15 protein-coding genes are annotated in these 18085 nt (G+C 41.8%); 9 read left to right on the forward strand and 6 right to left on the reverse strand.

Features of this window, described 5'->3' with window-relative positions; all coding sequences use genetic code 11:
- Positions 1-60: 60 nt before the first annotated feature.
- The 5 genes from ACI2IW_RS09500 to ACI2IW_RS09520 all read right to left on the reverse strand — a co-directional run bounded on the left by ACI2IW_RS09500 (position 61) and on the right by ACI2IW_RS09520 (position 6027).
- On the reverse strand, positions 61-873 hold the full coding sequence (locus ACI2IW_RS09500) for a MipA/OmpV family protein (protein WP_404693500.1): 813 nt from the start codon (positions 871-873) through the stop codon (positions 61-63).
- Positions 874-1007: 134 nt separating this feature from the next.
- Positions 1008-2066, reverse strand: coding sequence for a rhomboid family intramembrane serine protease (locus tag ACI2IW_RS09505; RefSeq protein WP_404693501.1), 1059 nt, complete (start codon positions 2064-2066; stop codon positions 1008-1010).
- Between the two features lie 106 nt (positions 2067-2172).
- On the reverse strand, positions 2173-3360 hold the full coding sequence (locus tag ACI2IW_RS09510) for an L-lactate dehydrogenase (protein ID WP_404693502.1): 1188 nt from the start codon (positions 3358-3360) through the stop codon (positions 2173-2175).
- A 91-nt stretch (positions 3361-3451) separates the two neighbouring features.
- Complete coding sequence (locus ACI2IW_RS09515) at positions 3452-5224, reverse strand: L-lactate permease (RefSeq protein ID WP_093071257.1); 1773 nt, start codon at positions 5222-5224, stop codon at positions 3452-3454.
- A gap of 488 nt (positions 5225-5712) precedes the next feature.
- The gene (locus ACI2IW_RS09520; protein WP_238052112.1) at positions 5713-6027 is read right to left on the reverse strand and encodes a glutaredoxin family protein; all 315 of its coding nucleotides are present in this window, start codon (positions 6025-6027) and stop codon (positions 5713-5715) included.
- A gap of 297 nt (positions 6028-6324) precedes the next feature.
- Between ACI2IW_RS09520 and mtgA the strand changes: the two genes are divergently transcribed.
- The 6 genes from mtgA to ACI2IW_RS09550 all read left to right on the forward strand — a co-directional run bounded on the left by mtgA (position 6325) and on the right by ACI2IW_RS09550 (position 11054).
- Positions 6325-7014 carry a monofunctional biosynthetic peptidoglycan transglycosylase gene (gene mtgA / locus ACI2IW_RS09525; protein WP_102093061.1) on the forward strand — a complete coding sequence of 230 codons (690 nt, stop codon included), beginning with the start codon at positions 6325-6327 and terminating at the stop codon, positions 7012-7014.
- 333 nt (positions 7015-7347) lie between these two features.
- Positions 7348-9582 carry a polyphosphate kinase 1 gene (gene ppk1, locus ACI2IW_RS09530; protein ID WP_404693533.1) on the forward strand — a complete coding sequence of 745 codons (2235 nt, stop codon included), beginning with the start codon at positions 7348-7350 and terminating at the stop codon, positions 9580-9582.
- Positions 9583-9897: 315 nt separating this feature from the next.
- Positions 9898-10068: a hypothetical protein gene (locus tag ACI2IW_RS09535; RefSeq protein WP_185156594.1), complete on the forward strand. Its 171-nt coding sequence runs from the start codon at positions 9898-9900 to the stop codon at positions 10066-10068.
- A 53-nt stretch (positions 10069-10121) separates the two neighbouring features.
- Positions 10122-10388, forward strand: a complete 267-nt coding sequence (locus ACI2IW_RS09540) for a hypothetical protein (RefSeq protein ID WP_102093062.1) — start codon at positions 10122-10124, stop codon at positions 10386-10388.
- Positions 10389-10454: 66 nt separating this feature from the next.
- On the forward strand, positions 10455-10781 hold the full coding sequence (locus tag ACI2IW_RS09545) for a hypothetical protein (RefSeq protein WP_102092250.1): 327 nt from the start codon (positions 10455-10457) through the stop codon (positions 10779-10781).
- 72 nt (positions 10782-10853) lie between these two features.
- The gene (locus ACI2IW_RS09550) at positions 10854-11054 is read left to right on the forward strand and encodes a hypothetical protein (RefSeq protein ID WP_102093063.1); all 201 of its coding nucleotides are present in this window, start codon (positions 10854-10856) and stop codon (positions 11052-11054) included.
- Between the two features lie 227 nt (positions 11055-11281).
- On the opposite strand, the gene ACI2IW_RS09555 is transcribed toward ACI2IW_RS09550, so the two are convergent.
- Complete coding sequence (locus ACI2IW_RS09555) at positions 11282-12064, reverse strand: tRNA-(ms[2]io[6]A)-hydroxylase (protein ID WP_404693503.1); 783 nt, start codon at positions 12062-12064, stop codon at positions 11282-11284.
- 550 nt (positions 12065-12614) lie between these two features.
- Between ACI2IW_RS09555 and ACI2IW_RS09560 the strand changes: the two genes are divergently transcribed.
- The 3 genes from ACI2IW_RS09560 (at position 12615) to ACI2IW_RS09570 (ending at position 17967) form a co-directional block, all read left to right on the forward strand.
- The gene (locus ACI2IW_RS09560) at positions 12615-14813 is read left to right on the forward strand and encodes a malate synthase G (RefSeq protein WP_404693504.1); all 2199 of its coding nucleotides are present in this window, start codon (positions 12615-12617) and stop codon (positions 14811-14813) included.
- Between the two features lie 608 nt (positions 14814-15421).
- On the forward strand, positions 15422-16531 hold the full coding sequence (locus tag ACI2IW_RS09565) for a porin (protein WP_102077670.1): 1110 nt from the start codon (positions 15422-15424) through the stop codon (positions 16529-16531).
- 299 nt (positions 16532-16830) lie between these two features.
- A complete protein-coding gene (locus ACI2IW_RS09570) occupies positions 16831-17967 on the forward strand; it encodes a porin (protein WP_068036869.1) in 1137 nt (378 codons plus the stop codon).
- Positions 17968-18085 lie beyond the last annotated feature (118 nt).

The raw sequence follows: 18085 nt of genomic DNA on the forward strand, positions 1-18085 counted from the left end.
AAAAAAGACCTTACCACATTACATGGTAAGGTCTTTTTTTTCATGAAAAGCCAAGCTCAATTAGAACTTATAAAGCAAACCAAGTGTCGTTGTTGACTCAGTACGTGAGTCAACCATTGGGCTATCGTATTGCTCGTTTGGCACATAGCTTAGGTTTTGATTGGCAAATCCTGCAAAGCGATCATTGAAATCATAGTTGGCACTGATGTTCACATAAGGGTTCAAGCTTGAGTTAGATTTATAAGCAGCAACACCTGTCTCTGCTGACTCTTCTTCACTGACGCCATAATAGTATTCGTTGTAGTCAGCATCATGATACTCAAAACCAATGCTTGGATAGACGGTGAGCTTGTCTTTGGTGATTCGAGCAAGATACGTCAAGCGAGCTGTATTGCCACCGCTACGATCGAGCACATCCGTACCGAACTGCGCGCGAAAGCCGCCGATAGGGGTGCGGCGTTGATAGCTAAGACCAGCCTCTGCTGATGCCTTACGTTCATCAAGCCCTTGAAGCGCGCCATTGGCATCATCAGGATCGAACTCGCTACCTGCTAGCTTGGCATAGGCCGAAAACTGATTGACGCCATCATTGATTGCATAGACACCTGCTTGCGCGCCGCGCAAATACACTCGATTGTTGTCATAAAACGCCCCTGGCAGCACACGCACTTCAGTGTTGTCTTCGAGATCGTAGGCTGAATTGACCGCCATGACATTGACCCCAACGCTGAACTCAGCGTCCTTGTCAGTCGGTAAGTTTTCATTAAAAATAGCAGCGTTAGACAAGCTAGCGACACTGAGTAGAGCAGTAGCGGTTAACGCACTAACCATAGTACGTGTAGTGATGTTAGGGAGAGCGGCAAGATTTAACATAATTGGGTCTCGTAAGTGAGTATAAATAACTGAGTGGTGCGATTGGACAAAACGTGTTTAAAATGGGAAGCAATAAAACGAATCAGTATGCGGTTTTCGGCAGCTATATAGCAATGATAGATAACTATGAGCATTTACTCAATGGCTTTTAGTACTTGTAGGATTTGCTGATGAATATCTTGCCACCACCAGACAAAGCCAATGCTGATAAGCAGCATCGCCATCCAAGGTAATAGCTGCCAAATAGTGGAGGCTTTCTTCAGTGCTTTGGGTTCAATAGCCGTATTATGCAATGCGCTATTATCTAACGGTGAATGGATGTCAGTCACGCTGTTGGCAGCATCACGATGCGTATTTGGAGTATTCAGATCATGGTCGTTAAACGCAGTATCTTGCTCGCTTGAATTGGTACCAAGGTGAGGCGACTGGTCATTATGTTCGGCATCATAATGCCCTTGATTGTTAAGTTGATCGCTATACTGGCCACTATATTGACTATTATACTGATAGCTGGTTTGATAAGGATTGAAATTACGCTGCTGAATCGCCGCGTTTTGCAGAGCAACGGCTAGACGCTGACGGTAACCAATCGCAAAAGCCAAGGCAATCACGAGCCCAGTGAGTGCGCCGCCGATATGACCCGCATTATCAATCCCTGGTACGGCAAAGCCATAGACGAGGTTGATGCCCATGATAAATATCAGGCTTTTGAGATTGAGCACCATGCCATTGACCGATATCTTAAATAGTGCCGCGATTAATAATGCCGCGCCAATACCCATGATGCCGCCTGACGCGCCAGCTGATATACCAGGCTGCCCGGTACCTGCGATGATATCTTGCCACGTGACATAACTGTTGAGTAAATTACCACCGATTGCCGCCAATAAAAATAACGCTAAGAACTTGGCTGAGCCAAACATCGGCTCGGCAATCTGCCCAAAAAAATACATCGCAAAGCCATTAAACAATAAATGCATGAGACCAATGTGCAAAAACGCACTGCTGACCAATCGCCATGGCTGTTCCTGCATGGTGTAAGGCAGAGCGTTTGCGCCCCAGTTTAGCAGGGACTCCGTTGAGGGATTATTGGCATCGACGCCCGTGACTAGCTGCATGACAAATAGCCCGATAAAGCTGGCTAATAGCAGGGTAGTGACGGGCGCTGTTTTTAATAATTGTTGAATGGTCATAAAGGCTAACTGTCATCAAAAAGTTATAGAGACAGTATAAAGGGTATGAGCAAATTATGTTATGTATAGCCAGTTTTAAACGTCGATCGCTAGACATTAAACCGCTCTAAAAACGACCCACTTTGAGGTTTTCATACGTGCCTTTTACCAAGATATTATCCGTGACAGTATTGATATCGGTATGACCACAGAATGCCATAGATATATCACACTCTTTATAGATAATCTCAAGCGCGCGGCGCACCCCGTCTTCACCATACGCTCCCAATCCGTAGAGAAAAGCGCGACCGATCATCGTGCCTTTTGCGCCCAATGCGATAGCCTTTAGTACATCTTGACCAGAGCGAACGCCACTGTCTAGCCATACCTCGATATCGCTGTTTTCGGCTTGTACTGCCTGTACGATGTCTGCGAGGGCAGAGATAGAAGATAACGCGCCATCCAATTGACGACCGCCATGGTTTGAGACGACTAAGGCATCCGCGCCACTGCGAGCTGCCATAATAGCATCTTCAGGCTCCATGATACCTTTTATGATAAGTTTACCGCCCCACATGTCTTTGATACGCGCCACATCGTCCCAGCTCAGACGCGGATCGAATTGCTCTGCCGTCCAAGCAGAGAGTGATGACAGATCCTCAACATTTTGTGCATGACCGACGATATTACCAAACGTGCGACGTTTGGTGCCCAGCATATTCATACACCATTGCGGCTTGGTCATGAGGTTTATGATATTGGTTAGTGTTGGCTTAGGCGGTGCGGATAGACCATTTTTAATGTCTTTGTGACGTTGTCCAAGCACTTGTAAGTCGGCGGTCAAGATAAGTGCTGAGCAATTGGCCTCTTTGGCACGGCGAATCAGATTGGCCATAAATGCTTGATCACGCATCACGTACAGCTGAAACCAAAACGGCTTACTAGTATGAGTGGCGACATCTTCGATAGAGCAGATACTCATGGTCGATAGTGAAAAGGGCACGCCGAATTTTTCAGCGGCGCGTGCGGCATGTATCTCACCATCTGCCCACATCATGCCGGTAAAACCCGTTGGGGCGATGGCTACAGGCATCTTGACTGGCTCACCGATCATACTCGTTGCCAGACTGCGGTTATCCATATCGACCAATACGCGCTGGCGCAGCTTGATACGGTCAAAGTCAGTCTCGTTATTACGATAGGTGGTCTCAGTCCACGAGCCTGAATCGACATAGTCATAGAACATACGCGGCACTTTACGCTCAGCAACGCGGCGCAGATCTTCGATTTCGGTGATTTTAGTTAAGTCTTTCATAGGTTTATCTCTTATTGCTGTTATGTTTTAACTAGAAGGCAACCTTAACCTAACGCTACTAGATCTAGTTTAATAGCGTCAGCTTGCCTGATTATCGTCCATTCAGTTTTCTACGGGAAAATTTGCCACAAAAAGACATCAGTCCAAAGAATGTTATGGGCCAGAGAACGGCTAAAGCCCACCACCATATTTGACCGAAGATGATAGCCATACCGATCAAACCTGCTTGCACGACATAATAAATCATCGCTAGCAGTGTTTTGCGAATCACATAGCCTTCTTTATCCACCAAGCCGACTACTGCGCAAGCAGCTACCACATTATGCACCGAAATCATGTTACCAGCCGCACCACCCACAGCTTGCAAGGCTATTACTTGTGCTGCAAGGTCGCTATTGAGTCCGATCTGATTGGCTGTTGACCATTGAAAATATGAAAACATCATATTGCTAATAGTATTTGAACCGGCGATGAAAGCACCCATTGCCCCAATCCATGGAGACACTAGCGGCCACGCATTTTGAAAAGCATCGGCAGCACTTTCAGCCAGTAATATTGGCATAGCCGGTAGCGCAGTAGCGACTTCAGCGGCTGAGCCTGAATTAATGAATACTTGTACCATAGGCACCGAGAATAGCAAAGCTGGTGCGGCAGCAACCATGGTCTTTGCCGAGTTACTCCAACTGCGCTTTACCGCTTGGCTATTCATTTTGAACAGTAAAATACATAATAAAGAAGTAATAATTAGAATGCTACCAGGAGAATAGGCGAGCTGTATCTTACTAGAGATTGTTGTACCAAAAAGATTAGTAAGGCTAATGGTTGTTAAATCCCCTACCAGAAAAGCTTTGAGTGGTGCAATCACTCGAGTTATGACCAATAAGGCAATCACAATGAAATAGGGCGAAAATGCACGAATTAAAGAGAACTTTGGGGTTGCTGAATCATCATATTTTACCTCGTCTAAAGTACCCAGCCAGTCTTTGTCCCATTTTGCGCGAGGGGCAAAATCAAAAGTATCTTTAGGCATCAAAAAACCACGCTTAGCAGCGGGAAGTACAATTAACAACCCAATGAAACCGCCAATGAGTGAAGGGAACTCAGGCCCTAGAAATTTAGCAACCAAAAAATAAGGAATAGTAAAGCAAAGACCTGCAAAAATGGCAAATGGCCATACTTTAAGCCCTTCTATGAAGGAGCGTTTTTCACCAAAGAACCTTGTCAAAAAAGCACTTAAAATTAAAGGTATCAAAAACCCAATAAGCGCATGTACAAGGCCTACGTTAGCTGTAATCTGTAATAAATAATTTTCGGCAGTAGTAGGGGCAATGGACTGTGCTAAATCTTGTTTATCAGTAATACCAGACCAAACGCCAAGTAGTAGAGGCGTACCAACTGCACCGAATGATACGGGTGTAGATTGAATGATAAGAATAACCATGACCGATGCCATCGCTGGAAAGCCTAAAGCCAACAACAGCGGAGCACCCACTGCAGATGGTGTTCCGAATCCTGATGAACCTTCTACTAAAGAGCAGAACAACCATGCCACAATGATCGCTTGGACGCGCCTATCAGGTGAAATATCCATAAAGCCCTTACGTATGGCGACAAGAGCGCCGCTTTCTTTCAGCGTATTCAGCAGTAAAATAGCTGCGAATACAATGAATAAAATAGTAAGTGCCACAATAATCCCATTAACAGTAGCAGCCGCTACCTGAGCACCACTAGCGTGCCAAATGAAAAAGGCTAGCAGAGCTGTCACCAAATAGGCAATACTCATAGATATCTTAGCTGGCAGGCGCATAACTATGAGTAGTATGAATACAACGAGAATTGGCGCTAAGGCTAAGAAAGTGTACATAATTAACAGTCCTTATTGTTATTAACAGTCCTTATTGTTGTGTATACCAGCTTATTTTTTACTGGTTTTAAAGTCATACTAAGTTATTACTATAGTCGATACACTCTAAAAATGTCATAGCGATACTGGGATGAATTTTGCGCAGCCTCTGGGAACGCAGCACGCAAGTAAAATTTATACCAGTAGCGCGTTTAAATCCATAACAGTTTTACATTCAGCTAACTATATTTATTAAGGCGTGTTAAACACGCCCTAATAGTTGCTCTTAGGTGCTTTCGCTGAGAATTGTATGTATATGATTTAACAGAGTGCAAGGTTAGAGAGTTGAGATTATTGATCAGTAAATCATTAGCATTAGTATAATCAATTTACCAAACAGAATATAAAAGTAGTCTAGCAAATATTGAAATACCATACTAGCTAAAATTAGCGGTAGATATTCTAATATAAGAAATTTAAAAGCTCTATAACATCAAAACAAAGTGCCGTTAGTTGTGAGCTAACAGTTGCTGTAAATCCATGACTGAAAATGGATAGTCTAATCGTTTTGATGGAGTCAAAATCACAGGGATAGACGTGGCAAAATCCATCATAAGCGCCTCATCAAATTCTGCAATATCGACATTTTGGTAAGTGATTGGCTGTACCGACTGAAACTGTGCAAGTATTTGCTCAGCGATATCACACAAATGACAACCAGAGGTCCCTAGTAGCCACCATTGATTGTTATTTTCAGCAGTGTTGAGGCTTGGATTTGCTGCAGTAACACGCGCTCGTAATACTTCTATATTATCATCGTGCATGGGTAGTCTCTTATCTTCATACGGATTGCAAAGCGATGATGCTCAGCACGCGCTTATTTAAAACATAAAATACTTTAACGGTCATTACATCATAAAGAAGTGGGGTAAATAATGACAGCGATTGTGAGATTAGGTAAGATGACCTGCTATTGATCATTATTAATGACGAATGCTCAGCAGTTAATGATTGGCTATAAATGGCCCGTTTATAATCATCGATTCTTAGTTGATGTCTCATAGTCATTAATAGAGTATCTACCTTATCTTATTACTTTTTTAACCACTCGGATATCGCGCATGGCAAGTTTTGGCACATTTATCAAACGTCTGTTATTGGCAATTATGCTATTGGTTGTCGCATTCCATATATTGGTCGTTGGGCTACTATTAATTTGGAAAACACAGCCAATTAACAACAGCATGTTTATGTTGACGCATCGCCTAACGGGCGGCACAGTCACTCAGACATGGGCTGAATATGATGCGATTGCCAAATCTGCCAAGCAAGCGGCGATTGTGAGTGAAGACTCGACGTTTAGTCAGCACAGTGGTTTTGATTTTAAAGGTATCAAAGCGGCACAAAAGAAAAATGAAGAGACAGGCAAAATGTCTGCTGGCGGTTCAACGATTACTCAGCAATTGGCAAAGAACTTGTTCCTCACCTCGCATCGCTCTTATGTGCGTAAAGCGGAAGAGGCTGTCATCACTGTGATGATTGAGACGCTATGGGATAAGCAGCGCATTATGACCGCTTACCTAAATGTGGCGGAGTTTGGTAATGGTATCTATGGTATTGATGCAGCAGCGCATCATTATTTCGATAAGTCTGCGGCCAATCTAAACCGAGATGAGTCAGCACTTCTGATTGCGATGCTTACCAATCCAAAGTACTACGAAGACAATCAAGGTGATAAGCGTTTGCGTAATAAGCAACGTATTATCAAAAAACGTATGAAAAATGCCGTATTACCGCAAGCAGCTTCATAAATATAGAGCATGAGGGTTGGGCTAGGGCGTGTCCTCATTTTAAAAATGGTGATAAAAATGGTGATAAAAATGAGATAAATTGCCGTCAAACAAGGAAAATAGTGCAGATAATATCGAGATATTGACCAACTATTTGACGATGTTTGGCAAAATTTAGCTGTTTTTAGCCCATTTAGAGGACACTCGTTTGAATTGAGGACACGCCCTAGATTATAGGATCGAATGTTGTAGGATCGGCTATTTCGAATAAGACTAGGACATGCCCTAGAAAAGACAGAACGATAAAAGATGATGGCGTATCGATAACGCAAAAGGAGTAGTGACGTGGTAGAGATGACTAGTAATCAGGGCAGTAGTGATGTTAACGATATGATTGACGTTAATAATGTTGAAGATGGCGCTAATGACAATATTAGTGAAGAGATTAGTGTAGATAATAGCCAGAATGACTTGGCCGAAATTGAATGGCAACGCTCAGCAGATGGCAGCTATTCACCGAGCAGTTATATCAATCGTGATTTGTCTTTATTACAGTTTCATCTGCGAGTATTAGCGCAGGCATCTAGTTCACGTCACCCACTGCTTGAACGCTTGTTTTTCTTGATTATTTTTTCATCCAATCTCGATGAGTTTTTTGAGATTCGTGTCGCTGGCATCATGCAAAAGCTCAACATCGGTGATGTATCGACCAGTGCTCATGGCATGCGTCCTAGCGAAGTGCTAAACGAGATATCTATTATCACTCATGCCGCAATCAGTGAGCAGTACCGTATTCTCAATGAGGACATCTTGCCAGCGCTTGCGCTCGAAGATATTCGCTATCTCAAACGTGATGAGCTAAACGCTGAGCAGTCTGCATGGATGAAGCGTTATTTTACGGAGCAAGTCGTACCCGTATTGACGCCGATTAGTATTGATCCGGCGCATCCATTCCCGCGTCTAGTGAATAAAAGCTTAAACTTTATCGCTACCTTGGAAGGTAAAGACGCCTTTGGACGCGATATCAACTTGGCGATTGTACCTGCGCCACGCAGTCTACCGCGTGTGATTCGTCTGCCAGATGAACTGACTGGTGGTAAAGAGCATCATGTGATGCTATCCGCTATTATTCATGAGCATATCGGTGAGCTATTCCCTGGGATGAGTGTGACAGGCTGTCATCAATTTAGGCTGACACGTAATGCCGATTTAGATTTGGCCGATGATGTCGAAGACATTGCCAAAGCACTAGAAGGCGAGCTTGAAAACCGTCGCTTCGGTGATAAAGTACGTCTTGAGGTCACAACCGATTGCCCAACGCACATCAGTGAGTATCTGCTCAATGAGTTTGAGCTGCATGACAATCAGCTATACCGTGTCAATGGTCCAGTTAACCTAACGCGCTTGCTGTTTGACTTTAATATTCCTGCGCTACGCTACCAGCCATTTACTCATGTCGTGCCAAAGGCATTTCGCCGAGAAATGGATAAGTCAGATAAATCGACCAGTATGTTCGCTGCCATGCGTAAGAGCGATGTGCTTGTTCATCATCCTTTTCATGCCTTTTCTCCGATTATCAATTTACTTTGGCAGGCTGCCAGCGATCCCAAAGTATTGGCGATTAAACAAACGCTATATCGTTCAGGCACCAATTCAGAAATTGTCAAAGCACTTGCCGCCGCCGCTCGTAATGGTAAAGAAGTCACGGCCGTCATCGAGCTGCGTGCGCGTTTTGATGAAGCGTCTAATATCGCAGTTGCCAACTATCTACAAGAAGCAGGCGCGGTCGTGGTCTACGGTATCGTCGGTTACAAAACCCATGCCAAGCTCATGCTAATCGTACGCCGCGAGGACGACCGAATCCGTCGTTATGTGCATCTGGGTACTGGTAACTATCACGCGGCAAATGCCAAGGTCTACACAGATTATGGTCTGTTTAGTGCAGATCCTGATATCTCAGAAGATGTTCACAAGATATTCCAAGAGCTAACCGGCATGGGTAAGCCTGCCAACCTCAAAAAACTGCTACATGCACCCTTTACTTTGCATGAGAAATTAATGAGCTTTATCGATGATGAAATCGCTCATGCCAAAGCGGGCAAACGTTCTCATATTATTATCAAAGCCAATGCGCTAACTGAGCGCCGCCTCATTGATAAGTTATATGATGCCTCGCAGGCAGGCGTTAAGATCGAGCTTATTTTGCGGTCTATGTGTTGTTTACGTCCACAAGTAAAAGGACTGTCTGAAAACATCACGGTACGCTCTGTTATCGGACGGTTTTTAGAGCATACGCGCGTTTATTATTTCTATAATGATGGCGATGAGCGTCTATACTGCGGTAGTGCAGACTGGATGGATCGTAACCTGTTCCATCGCGTAGAAGTGGCGTTCCCGATTGAGAACAAGAAGCTATTTAAGCAGATTTATCAGGATGGCTTAATTAACTACTTACAGGATAATACGCAAGCGTGGACACTTGATGGCACTGGCGTTTGGCAGCAATTACAGCCAGCAGCAGGTGAGGAGCCACACGTCGCACAAGAGCATTTATTAAAAACGATTAATCGTGTCGAAGAGTCTAGCTAATTTGCAAAGATACCTTTAGGCGATAATCAGCTATTCGATTATATATCTAACCAAGCACTGGTAAATACTGGTGCTTGGTTTTTTTTGCTCACCAATTGCAAAAGTTACAAACTGACTTGCAACCTCACAATTATTCACATATTGATACGGCAGTACACTGGTGCATTACCCAAGGTCATACCTATAATTAATATCAATTCTGACGCTACTTGATAAGTATTGGTTACTCATTTGGGCGTTGGGACAAGTTCAAAACGTATATCGATTTAATGTTTTAAAACCATGTAATCAAATCATGATAATAGGAAATAAACCATGAGTACTACTAATGATGACAATTCAGATATAAAACAAGCTGCAGAACAGGTAAATGGTCAGGAAGTTGAGAAAAACTTAGCAGAGAATAAAAAAGTCGACGCCCCTGAATCATTAAGTGAAGAAGAGCAAACGCCTTTTATTGATGATGATCTACGTACTGATAAGTAATCTATAACATCGAACATCGTCCTAATAATTAATAATAAAGCGAGGGATACGCCATGACTATGCAAGAACCAGTAACACCAGTAGCAACGGAAACAGAAGAAAAAGTAATCGTGGATGACCCTGCTGCTAATGAGTTAGAAAACCCTAAAGATAGCTACGCAGGGCGCAAGCACAAGCCTGAAATTGATGGCCCTGAGCAAGACTCGCAAGAGACTGACGAAGTTTATGCTGATCCACGTAAAGAAGAAAATCTTCCAGCAGGTGGCAAGAATGCAGCAGAATTAAGTGCCTACGACTTGAGCCAAAAAGGTAATGAGTAAAGGAGTATAGCTAACAGCGGGCTAACCAAATCGACAAAATTATAAATATAAAAAGAGGATATGATAATGCAAGCCAAAGACTCAGCAATAGACAAGACAAAGGTACTAGGATCTGATGATCATAGTGCAATTGAAAGAAATACTACTGAGAACAAAGGAACTGATACTTTTGATGAGTCTGTTGTCGACTCAGAACATGTAAATGATAATGACAATCCAGCGCGTCAACCAGATCGCCGTGATCAAGAGGGCAGTACCGCGTTTGATGACAATATCAATGAAGATACTGTCGGTAGTGCAGCACCCAAGAGTGAGGGTATTAATGATTTAAATCGTTATGCCAATATTGATAACGCACAAACCCGTATCTTAAATCCTGATGAGAAAGACTAAATGGGTTTAAATCTCAAAAGATATATAGTGTTTCTTGGGTTAGACGAGTAATTATCATAGTAGGGAGTACCAATGAATAACTCACATAACGAAAGCGTCAATAACGATCATAATTTGAAAGATGCAGATGACAATAATGGTATTGTTCCTGATGATGCATTACAGAAAGCAAATCCAGCCGCAGCAGAAAAGGCTACAGAAGATCATGATCCGCATAATGTCGCTAAGAGTAACAAACAGTATGACAGTCCATTGATGGAAGATGACAAGTAAAAATTAACTATATCAATAGCTATTAGTATTTGTACATAACTAGGCATTTGTATATAGATAAAAAGGCACTGTGTTTGGTAAGAGTATATAACTCGTATCAAACACAGTGCCTTTTTTTGCTTCCTACATTTTTACTTTCTACATTATATAGGTAATAGGTAATAGGTAATAGGTAATAGGTAATAGGTAATAGGTAATAGGTAATAGGTTTAGGTAAGGCATGGGCTTTAAGCAGGTGTGCCACTATGAAAACGTAGCTCAGCATCTGGGCTACTGATTAATTCAGCTTCTACTTCTTTAAAGAACGCGACTCGCTCGTCTATATTCTCATCTGATAACGATTGAGCGAGTGCAAGATAATCTTCGAAATGACGGCTCTCTGACTTGAGTAGATAACGATAATATTTTGCTAAACGCTCATCATCGATGACTTCGGCCAAAGTGGCAAAACGCTCACAAGAGCGCGCCTCAATAAATGCCCCAATTATCAATACATCAACCATCGCTGCTGGCTCGTAAGTGCGTTTGTGCTTCAACATCCCCTTAGCATAGCGCCCAGCACTTAGGTATTTCCATTCCTGACCGCGCTCATTCATGATACCCAGTACTTGCTCGTAGTGCAGCATCTCTTCACGTATCAGCTGTGCGAGTTTACGCTGCAAGTCATACGAGAACTCATAACGAAATATCAAATTCATCGCGGTGCCAGCGGCCTTTTTTTCGCAGTTAGCATGATCTTGAATGATCATAGGTAGGTTTTTAATCGCGGCATCTACCCAAGCTTGCGTGGTTCGAGCACCTAAAAAGTTGTAAACAGGAGATAAGTCTACCTTTATAGGAGTGCGCAGATGCGTAATATCGATGCTATCTTCTTCAGGCAGCTCTTCTTCAGCACTATTATTTACAGTTTGAGAGATATTTTCTTCGACAGAATTTTTCTCGATATTATCGTTATTTATAGTATTTGATGTTGATTGTAATGTCGTGAGGTCTTGTTGATTGATAGTCATAGTCTAAGGAAGCTTTATTTATGAATAGTAATACCAGTAATTATATCGTTAGTCTGACCTAGATACGATGCTAAATAACCGACAGTCACCAATAGGTATTTATTAATAGATAACGGTTAAGCATAATTAAAGGTATCAATGATTACTTACTGTTTATATTAATTTTGCTGCATCTAATTTCTAGATGATGATTATAGCTCCTAGAGTAGGCCACTTATAGACTATCATTATTAAACAGCCTAAGTATTTACTTAGTGAATGGTGTTTCCTTGTTAATTTTATTATTTGATAGTAGGATGAGATTTTGCTCTTTAAGCATTTCGTTTTACTTTTATGATTCACTATTAGTAAAGAGTAAACCTGACATTAATAAGTTACCTTTTATTAGAACATTAAATTTGTAAATATATCTTCGTAGAAAAATTAGAGAATCAAAGATTCCACAATGAATGAAATATGAACTTTTAAACCTCACAAGATTAAAAAATCTTAAACAGTTACTGTCACCACTCAGTATTAGTACCCCTCACGAACAGATAAGGATAACAATATGAGCCAGTCTTCTAACACCAATCGTATTCAAAAAGGCAGTCTTGCCATCGATCAGCAGTTATATGACTTTATTGAAAACGAAGTATTACCGAAAGTCGGTGTGGATTCAGACGATTATTGGTCAGGTTTCGAAAAGGTTATTAAAGAGTTTACCCCGCGCAATAAAGCACTATTGGAAACTCGTGACAAGATTCAAGCACAGATTGACCAATGGCATCTAGATAATCCTGCAAAAGATGGCGAAATCGATTATCCAGCTTATAAGACATTTTTACAAGAAATTGGTTATTTGCTACCTGAAGGCGAAGCATTCACGGTTGATACCAAAAACGTCGATGACGAAATCGCGCACATCGCAGGGCCGCAGCTAGTCGTACCAGTTCGTAATGCTCGTTATGCGCTTAATGCGACCAACGCACGTTGGGGTAGCTTATACGATGCTTTGTATGGCACCGATGTTATCAGCAGTGACAATGGTCAAGAAGCGGGTGGCAGCTATAATCCTACTCGCGGTGCTGCTGTTGTGGCTTACGCTAAAGCGTTCTTAGATAAGCACTTTACATTAGCATCAGGCTCTTACAATGATGTGACTGGTTTTAAAGTAATCGATGGCAAGCTAGAAGTCGTACAAGGTGATAGCAGTACTGAGCTAAAAGATACGGCTAAGTTTGTCGGCTTTGTCGGTGACGCTGAAGCTCCTACAGGTGTGCTGTTAAAGAACAACGGCTTGCATGCTGAGATTCAAATCGATAGTAATCATCCAGTGGGTAAAGACGATCCAGCAAACATCAAGGACGTACTGCTTGAGTCAGCCATGACAGCCATTCAGGATTGTGAAGACTCAGTCGCTGCGGTAGATGCAGAAGAAAAAGTCGAAGTCTATCGTAATTGGCTTGGCTTGATGAATAGCGACCTACAGGAAACCTTTGAAAAAGGTGGCAAGACGCGTACACGTAAGCAAAACCCAGATCGTGAATATAACACACCAGACGGTGGCAAGCTGATCTTGCCGGGTCGTTCACTATTATTAATCCGTAACGTCGGTCACTTAATGCAGAACCCTGCCATCTTAGTCGATCTAGGTGATGGTCAAGAGCAAATATTTGAAGGCTTAATGGATGGCCTAATCACGCCACTATTATCACTTAATGATATTAAAGGTAAAAACGAGCTATCAAACTCACGTCAAGGCTCAATGTATATCGTGAAGCCAAAAATGCATGGTCCTGAAGAAGTTAAAATGGCCAATGACTTATTTAATGCATCTGAAGACCTGTTAGGTCTAGAGCGCAATACGCTCAAAATCGGCATCATGGATGAAGAGCGCCGTATGACGGTCAACTTAAAAGAAGCAATCCGCCAAGCCAAAGAGCGCGTTATCTTTATTAACACAGGTTTCTTAGACCGTACTGGTGATGAGATGCATACCAGCATGAATGCAGGTCCATTTGTACCAAAAGGCGAGATGAAGTCGCAAGCATGGCAGCCTGCTTACGAGCAGTGGAACGTCGATATCGGCTTAGAGACAGGCCTACAAGGTCGTGCGCAAATCGGTAAGGGTATGTGGGCCAAGCCTGATGAAATGAAAGAGATGATGGATACTAAGGCTGCTCATCCTAAGTCTGGTGCTAGCACCGCGTGGGTACCATCACCAACGGGCGCTACCTTGCATAGCATACACTATCATCAAGTGAGCGTAGCTGATGTACAAGACACGCTAAAATCACGCGAGCGTGCTAGCTTGGATGACATCTTAACCATTCCATTAGCGAAAAATACCGATTGGACTGATGAAGAAAAGCAGCAAGAGCTTGAAAACAATGCTCAAGGTATCTTGGGTTATGTCGTACGCTGGGTAAATCAAGGCGTTGGTTGCTCCAAGGTGCCTGATATCAACGATGTAGGTCTCATGGAAGATCGTGCTACTTTGCGTATCTCAAGCCAACATATTGCTAATTGGTTGCATCATGGCGTGGTTAGTGAGCAGCAAGTGATGGATACGATGAAACGCATGGCCAAGGTCGTTGATGAGCAAAATGCAGGCGATGATGACTATCAATCAATGGCAGATAACTTTGATAGCTCTTATGCATTCAAAGCCGCCTGTGATCTAGTATTCAAAGGACGCGCGCAGCCTAGTGGTTATACTGAACCATTGTTGCATCAAGCACGTTTGGATCTTAAAGCCAACGCTTAGAACAATAGACTAAATATGACAGGTATTTGAGCATACTTGATGAGCAAGTATGCCAGTCAGTCTTGCTTATTTGTAACTGATAAATTTGCTCAAATGGATTATTAACTTCTTAATTAGCGCTATTTATTTTTTAGTAAATAGCGCTTTATTTTGGACTATTTTTCGATGTTTATTATAAAAATTTAAGAATATTAGTAATTGTATTAACCAATATTATTTGTATCTAATTGAGTAAGTGGAAGTTTTTTAACAATCGTTCAAGTAAAATAAAGTATCTGTTATTTGATAATAGATGTATCGAAAAGGCAAAAAAATATGTTGCAAATTATGTCAAAGTTGTTATGCTTGTACTCGAAGTATGAGTTTGGTAACGGATGTTACGCACGGAGCAATAAAGACCAAACGTTACATGGCAGTTGCGTTGTTTAATCCCAGTCATGTGTGTCATGGTTTTTTACCTTACTGTAATAGAAATTCGCCACACTTGTTTCTGACTAATCTCGGTAGCCAGTTACACATTATATCTTTGAGGATTTGTGACGATACCATTATGGGCGCCAGCTAATAATAGCTTGCTCATTACTACAATTGTAAAGTGGAGATACCCCATGAAAAAACTACTTTTAGCGACAGCAATCGCCGCCCTATCTGTATCTGCAGCACAGGCAGCACCTACCGTTTATGGTAAAGTATTCGTTACTACTGATTACGTTAATGCTGAAATTGATGGTCAGAATATGGATAATAATAACAGAATTAATGAAGACAACGGTTCATTACAAGTTAATTCTAATATTTCACGTTTAGGCTTCAGAGGCTCTGAAGCGATAACGGCCAACACTGACGTAATTTACCAATTAGAGTACGGCGTTAAAGTTGATGATAGTGGTAGCGATAACATTGGCTTCAAAAGTCGTGATACTTATTTAGGTTTAAAAAATAAAGACTTCGGTGAATTCCGCTTTGGTCGTAACTACACAGTCATTGACTATATCAATAACGTATCAGTTAATGAAGGTTATTGGGATAATCTTGGCTCTAGTACTCTGAACAACAACGACAGCTTTGCTAATATTTTGACCCCGACCGTTGGTAACCGTATCAATAATTCAATCGTTTGGAAAGCGCCTAAATACAATGACCTACCATTAGCGCTTGCGCTGATGTATGGTGCTGATGAAGACTTTATATCTGAGAGTGATCGTGACGCAGGCTATGGTGCCTCATTGATGTTTGATCCAGGTACAGGCATTACCGCTGGTATTGCTTATGAGCAAGACATGAGTGTTAGTGGTGATATTATCCGTGGCAGTGCTAGCGTCGATTTAGGTAAATATATCGCAGCTCCTGTAAAGTTAGGCGTTCTATATCAAGAAGCTGACTATGCCGGTACTACTACTGCAACAGAGGACGGTTTAGTGGTGAGTGCTGAAATGGGTCTTTCGAATTTTGCCCGTCCAGCCTCTGTTTATATTCAGTATGACAAAACCGACAATATCAGTGGTCTTGAGAATAATGACTCAAATCAAGTCGTTGTAGGTGGCAAATATGCGTTTAAAAATAATATGATCGCTCATGCCTATGCTGGTCTAAATTCAGCGGAATTAAACAATGGTCGTTTTGGTTCGAGAGACGAAGACGGCAATGTTAATGAAATCGACTTACGTGGTGATATTGATGTACTCGCTATCGGTGGCGGTCTAGAATACTTATTCTAATCTAACCATTAGAATCTAAATAAAAAACTCATCCTTCGGGGTGGGTTTTTTTGTTTTGTAATCAATACTGTGTCTTGAACAACAGCGTGTCTTAAATAACAGAATCCGTAAAATTAATAATAACATTTGTGTAAATTTTGGTTTTTTCACCTTACTGTAATATTTGGTTGGTAAAGTTGTGTCTAAGTAATGCTTCTAGCTCATATATATAAATGTTCTATAGGGTAGTCACCCTGCTATTATATATATCGGCCAATCTTAGCCAATTTATCAAAAAAATTGTAAAGTGGAGATGTCTTTTGAAAAAACTATTTTTAGCCTCATCAGTCGCAATGCTATTAGTATCTACAGCTCAAGCGGCACCGACTGTTTATGGCAAAGCATTTGTTACCGCCAACTATGTCAATGCTTCATTCGAACGAGAAGCTATGGACGATAGTAGTATAAGCATTAATGAAGACAACAGTTCAGTAGAAATCGCATCAAAATCTTCACGTATTGGTTTCAAAGGTTCTGAAGCCATGACTGCCAATACTGATGTGATCTACCAATTAGAGTATGGAATCAAGGTTGATGATAGTGGCAGCAGTAACATCGGTTTTAAAAGCCGTGATACTTATCTGGGTCTAAAGAATAAAGACCTTGGCGAATTCCGCTTTGGTCGTAACTACTCAGTCGTTGATTATATCGATAATGTCACGGTCAATGAAGGTTACTGGGACAATGTGGGTGCTAGTAGTTTAAGCAAAAATACACTAGCCAATGCTTTAACCTTAGCTGATGGTTACCGAGTTAATAACTCTATCGTCTGGAAAGCGCCTAAATACAATGAGTTACCATTAGAGCTTGCGTTGCAGTATGGTGCTGATGAAGACTTTATATCTGACGATAATAGTCGTGACAGCGGCTATGGTGCCTCATTACTATTTAATCCAGGCAATGGCTTTACGGCTGGTGTTGCTTATCAGAGTGATCTGGCTACTAAAAATCCCAGTAGTACTAATACGGGCGGCGATATGATCCGTGGGACGGCTACTGTCGATCTAAGTAATTATGTTGCTTATCCAGTAAAAGTGGGCGCTCTATACCAACAAGCTGATTTTGATGATACTAATGAAACTGAAAAAGGATTGATATTAAGTGCTGAGATGGGTCTAAGTAACCTCGCTCGTCCAGCCTCAATATATGCACAGTACAATAAAACGGATAACTTAAGAGGCATTAATGAAAATAATTCAGATCAAATCGTCGTAGGCGGTAAATATAGCTTTAGAAAGAATATAATTGCACATGCTTATGTCGGTAATAACACTGCAGACTTAAAAAATGATCTTTTCATTGCTGGTCAAGATGACGGTGATAAAGATATTCTTGTCAGAGCGCGTGGTGATGCTAGCGTCTTCGTGGTCGGTGCTGGTCTAGAATACAAATTCTAATCTAAACATTAGAAAACGTATTATAAAAAACTCATCCTTCGGGGTGAGTTTTTTTGTTGTGACCTTTTTAAAGCCGCAGTGGGTTATAATAGCTACGTATTTACGATGATTACGCACT

It is taken from the genome of Psychrobacter sp. NPDC078501 (genome assembly GCF_044900935.1).
In the GTDB taxonomy this organism is placed as follows: domain Bacteria; phylum Pseudomonadota; class Gammaproteobacteria; order Pseudomonadales; family Moraxellaceae; genus Psychrobacter.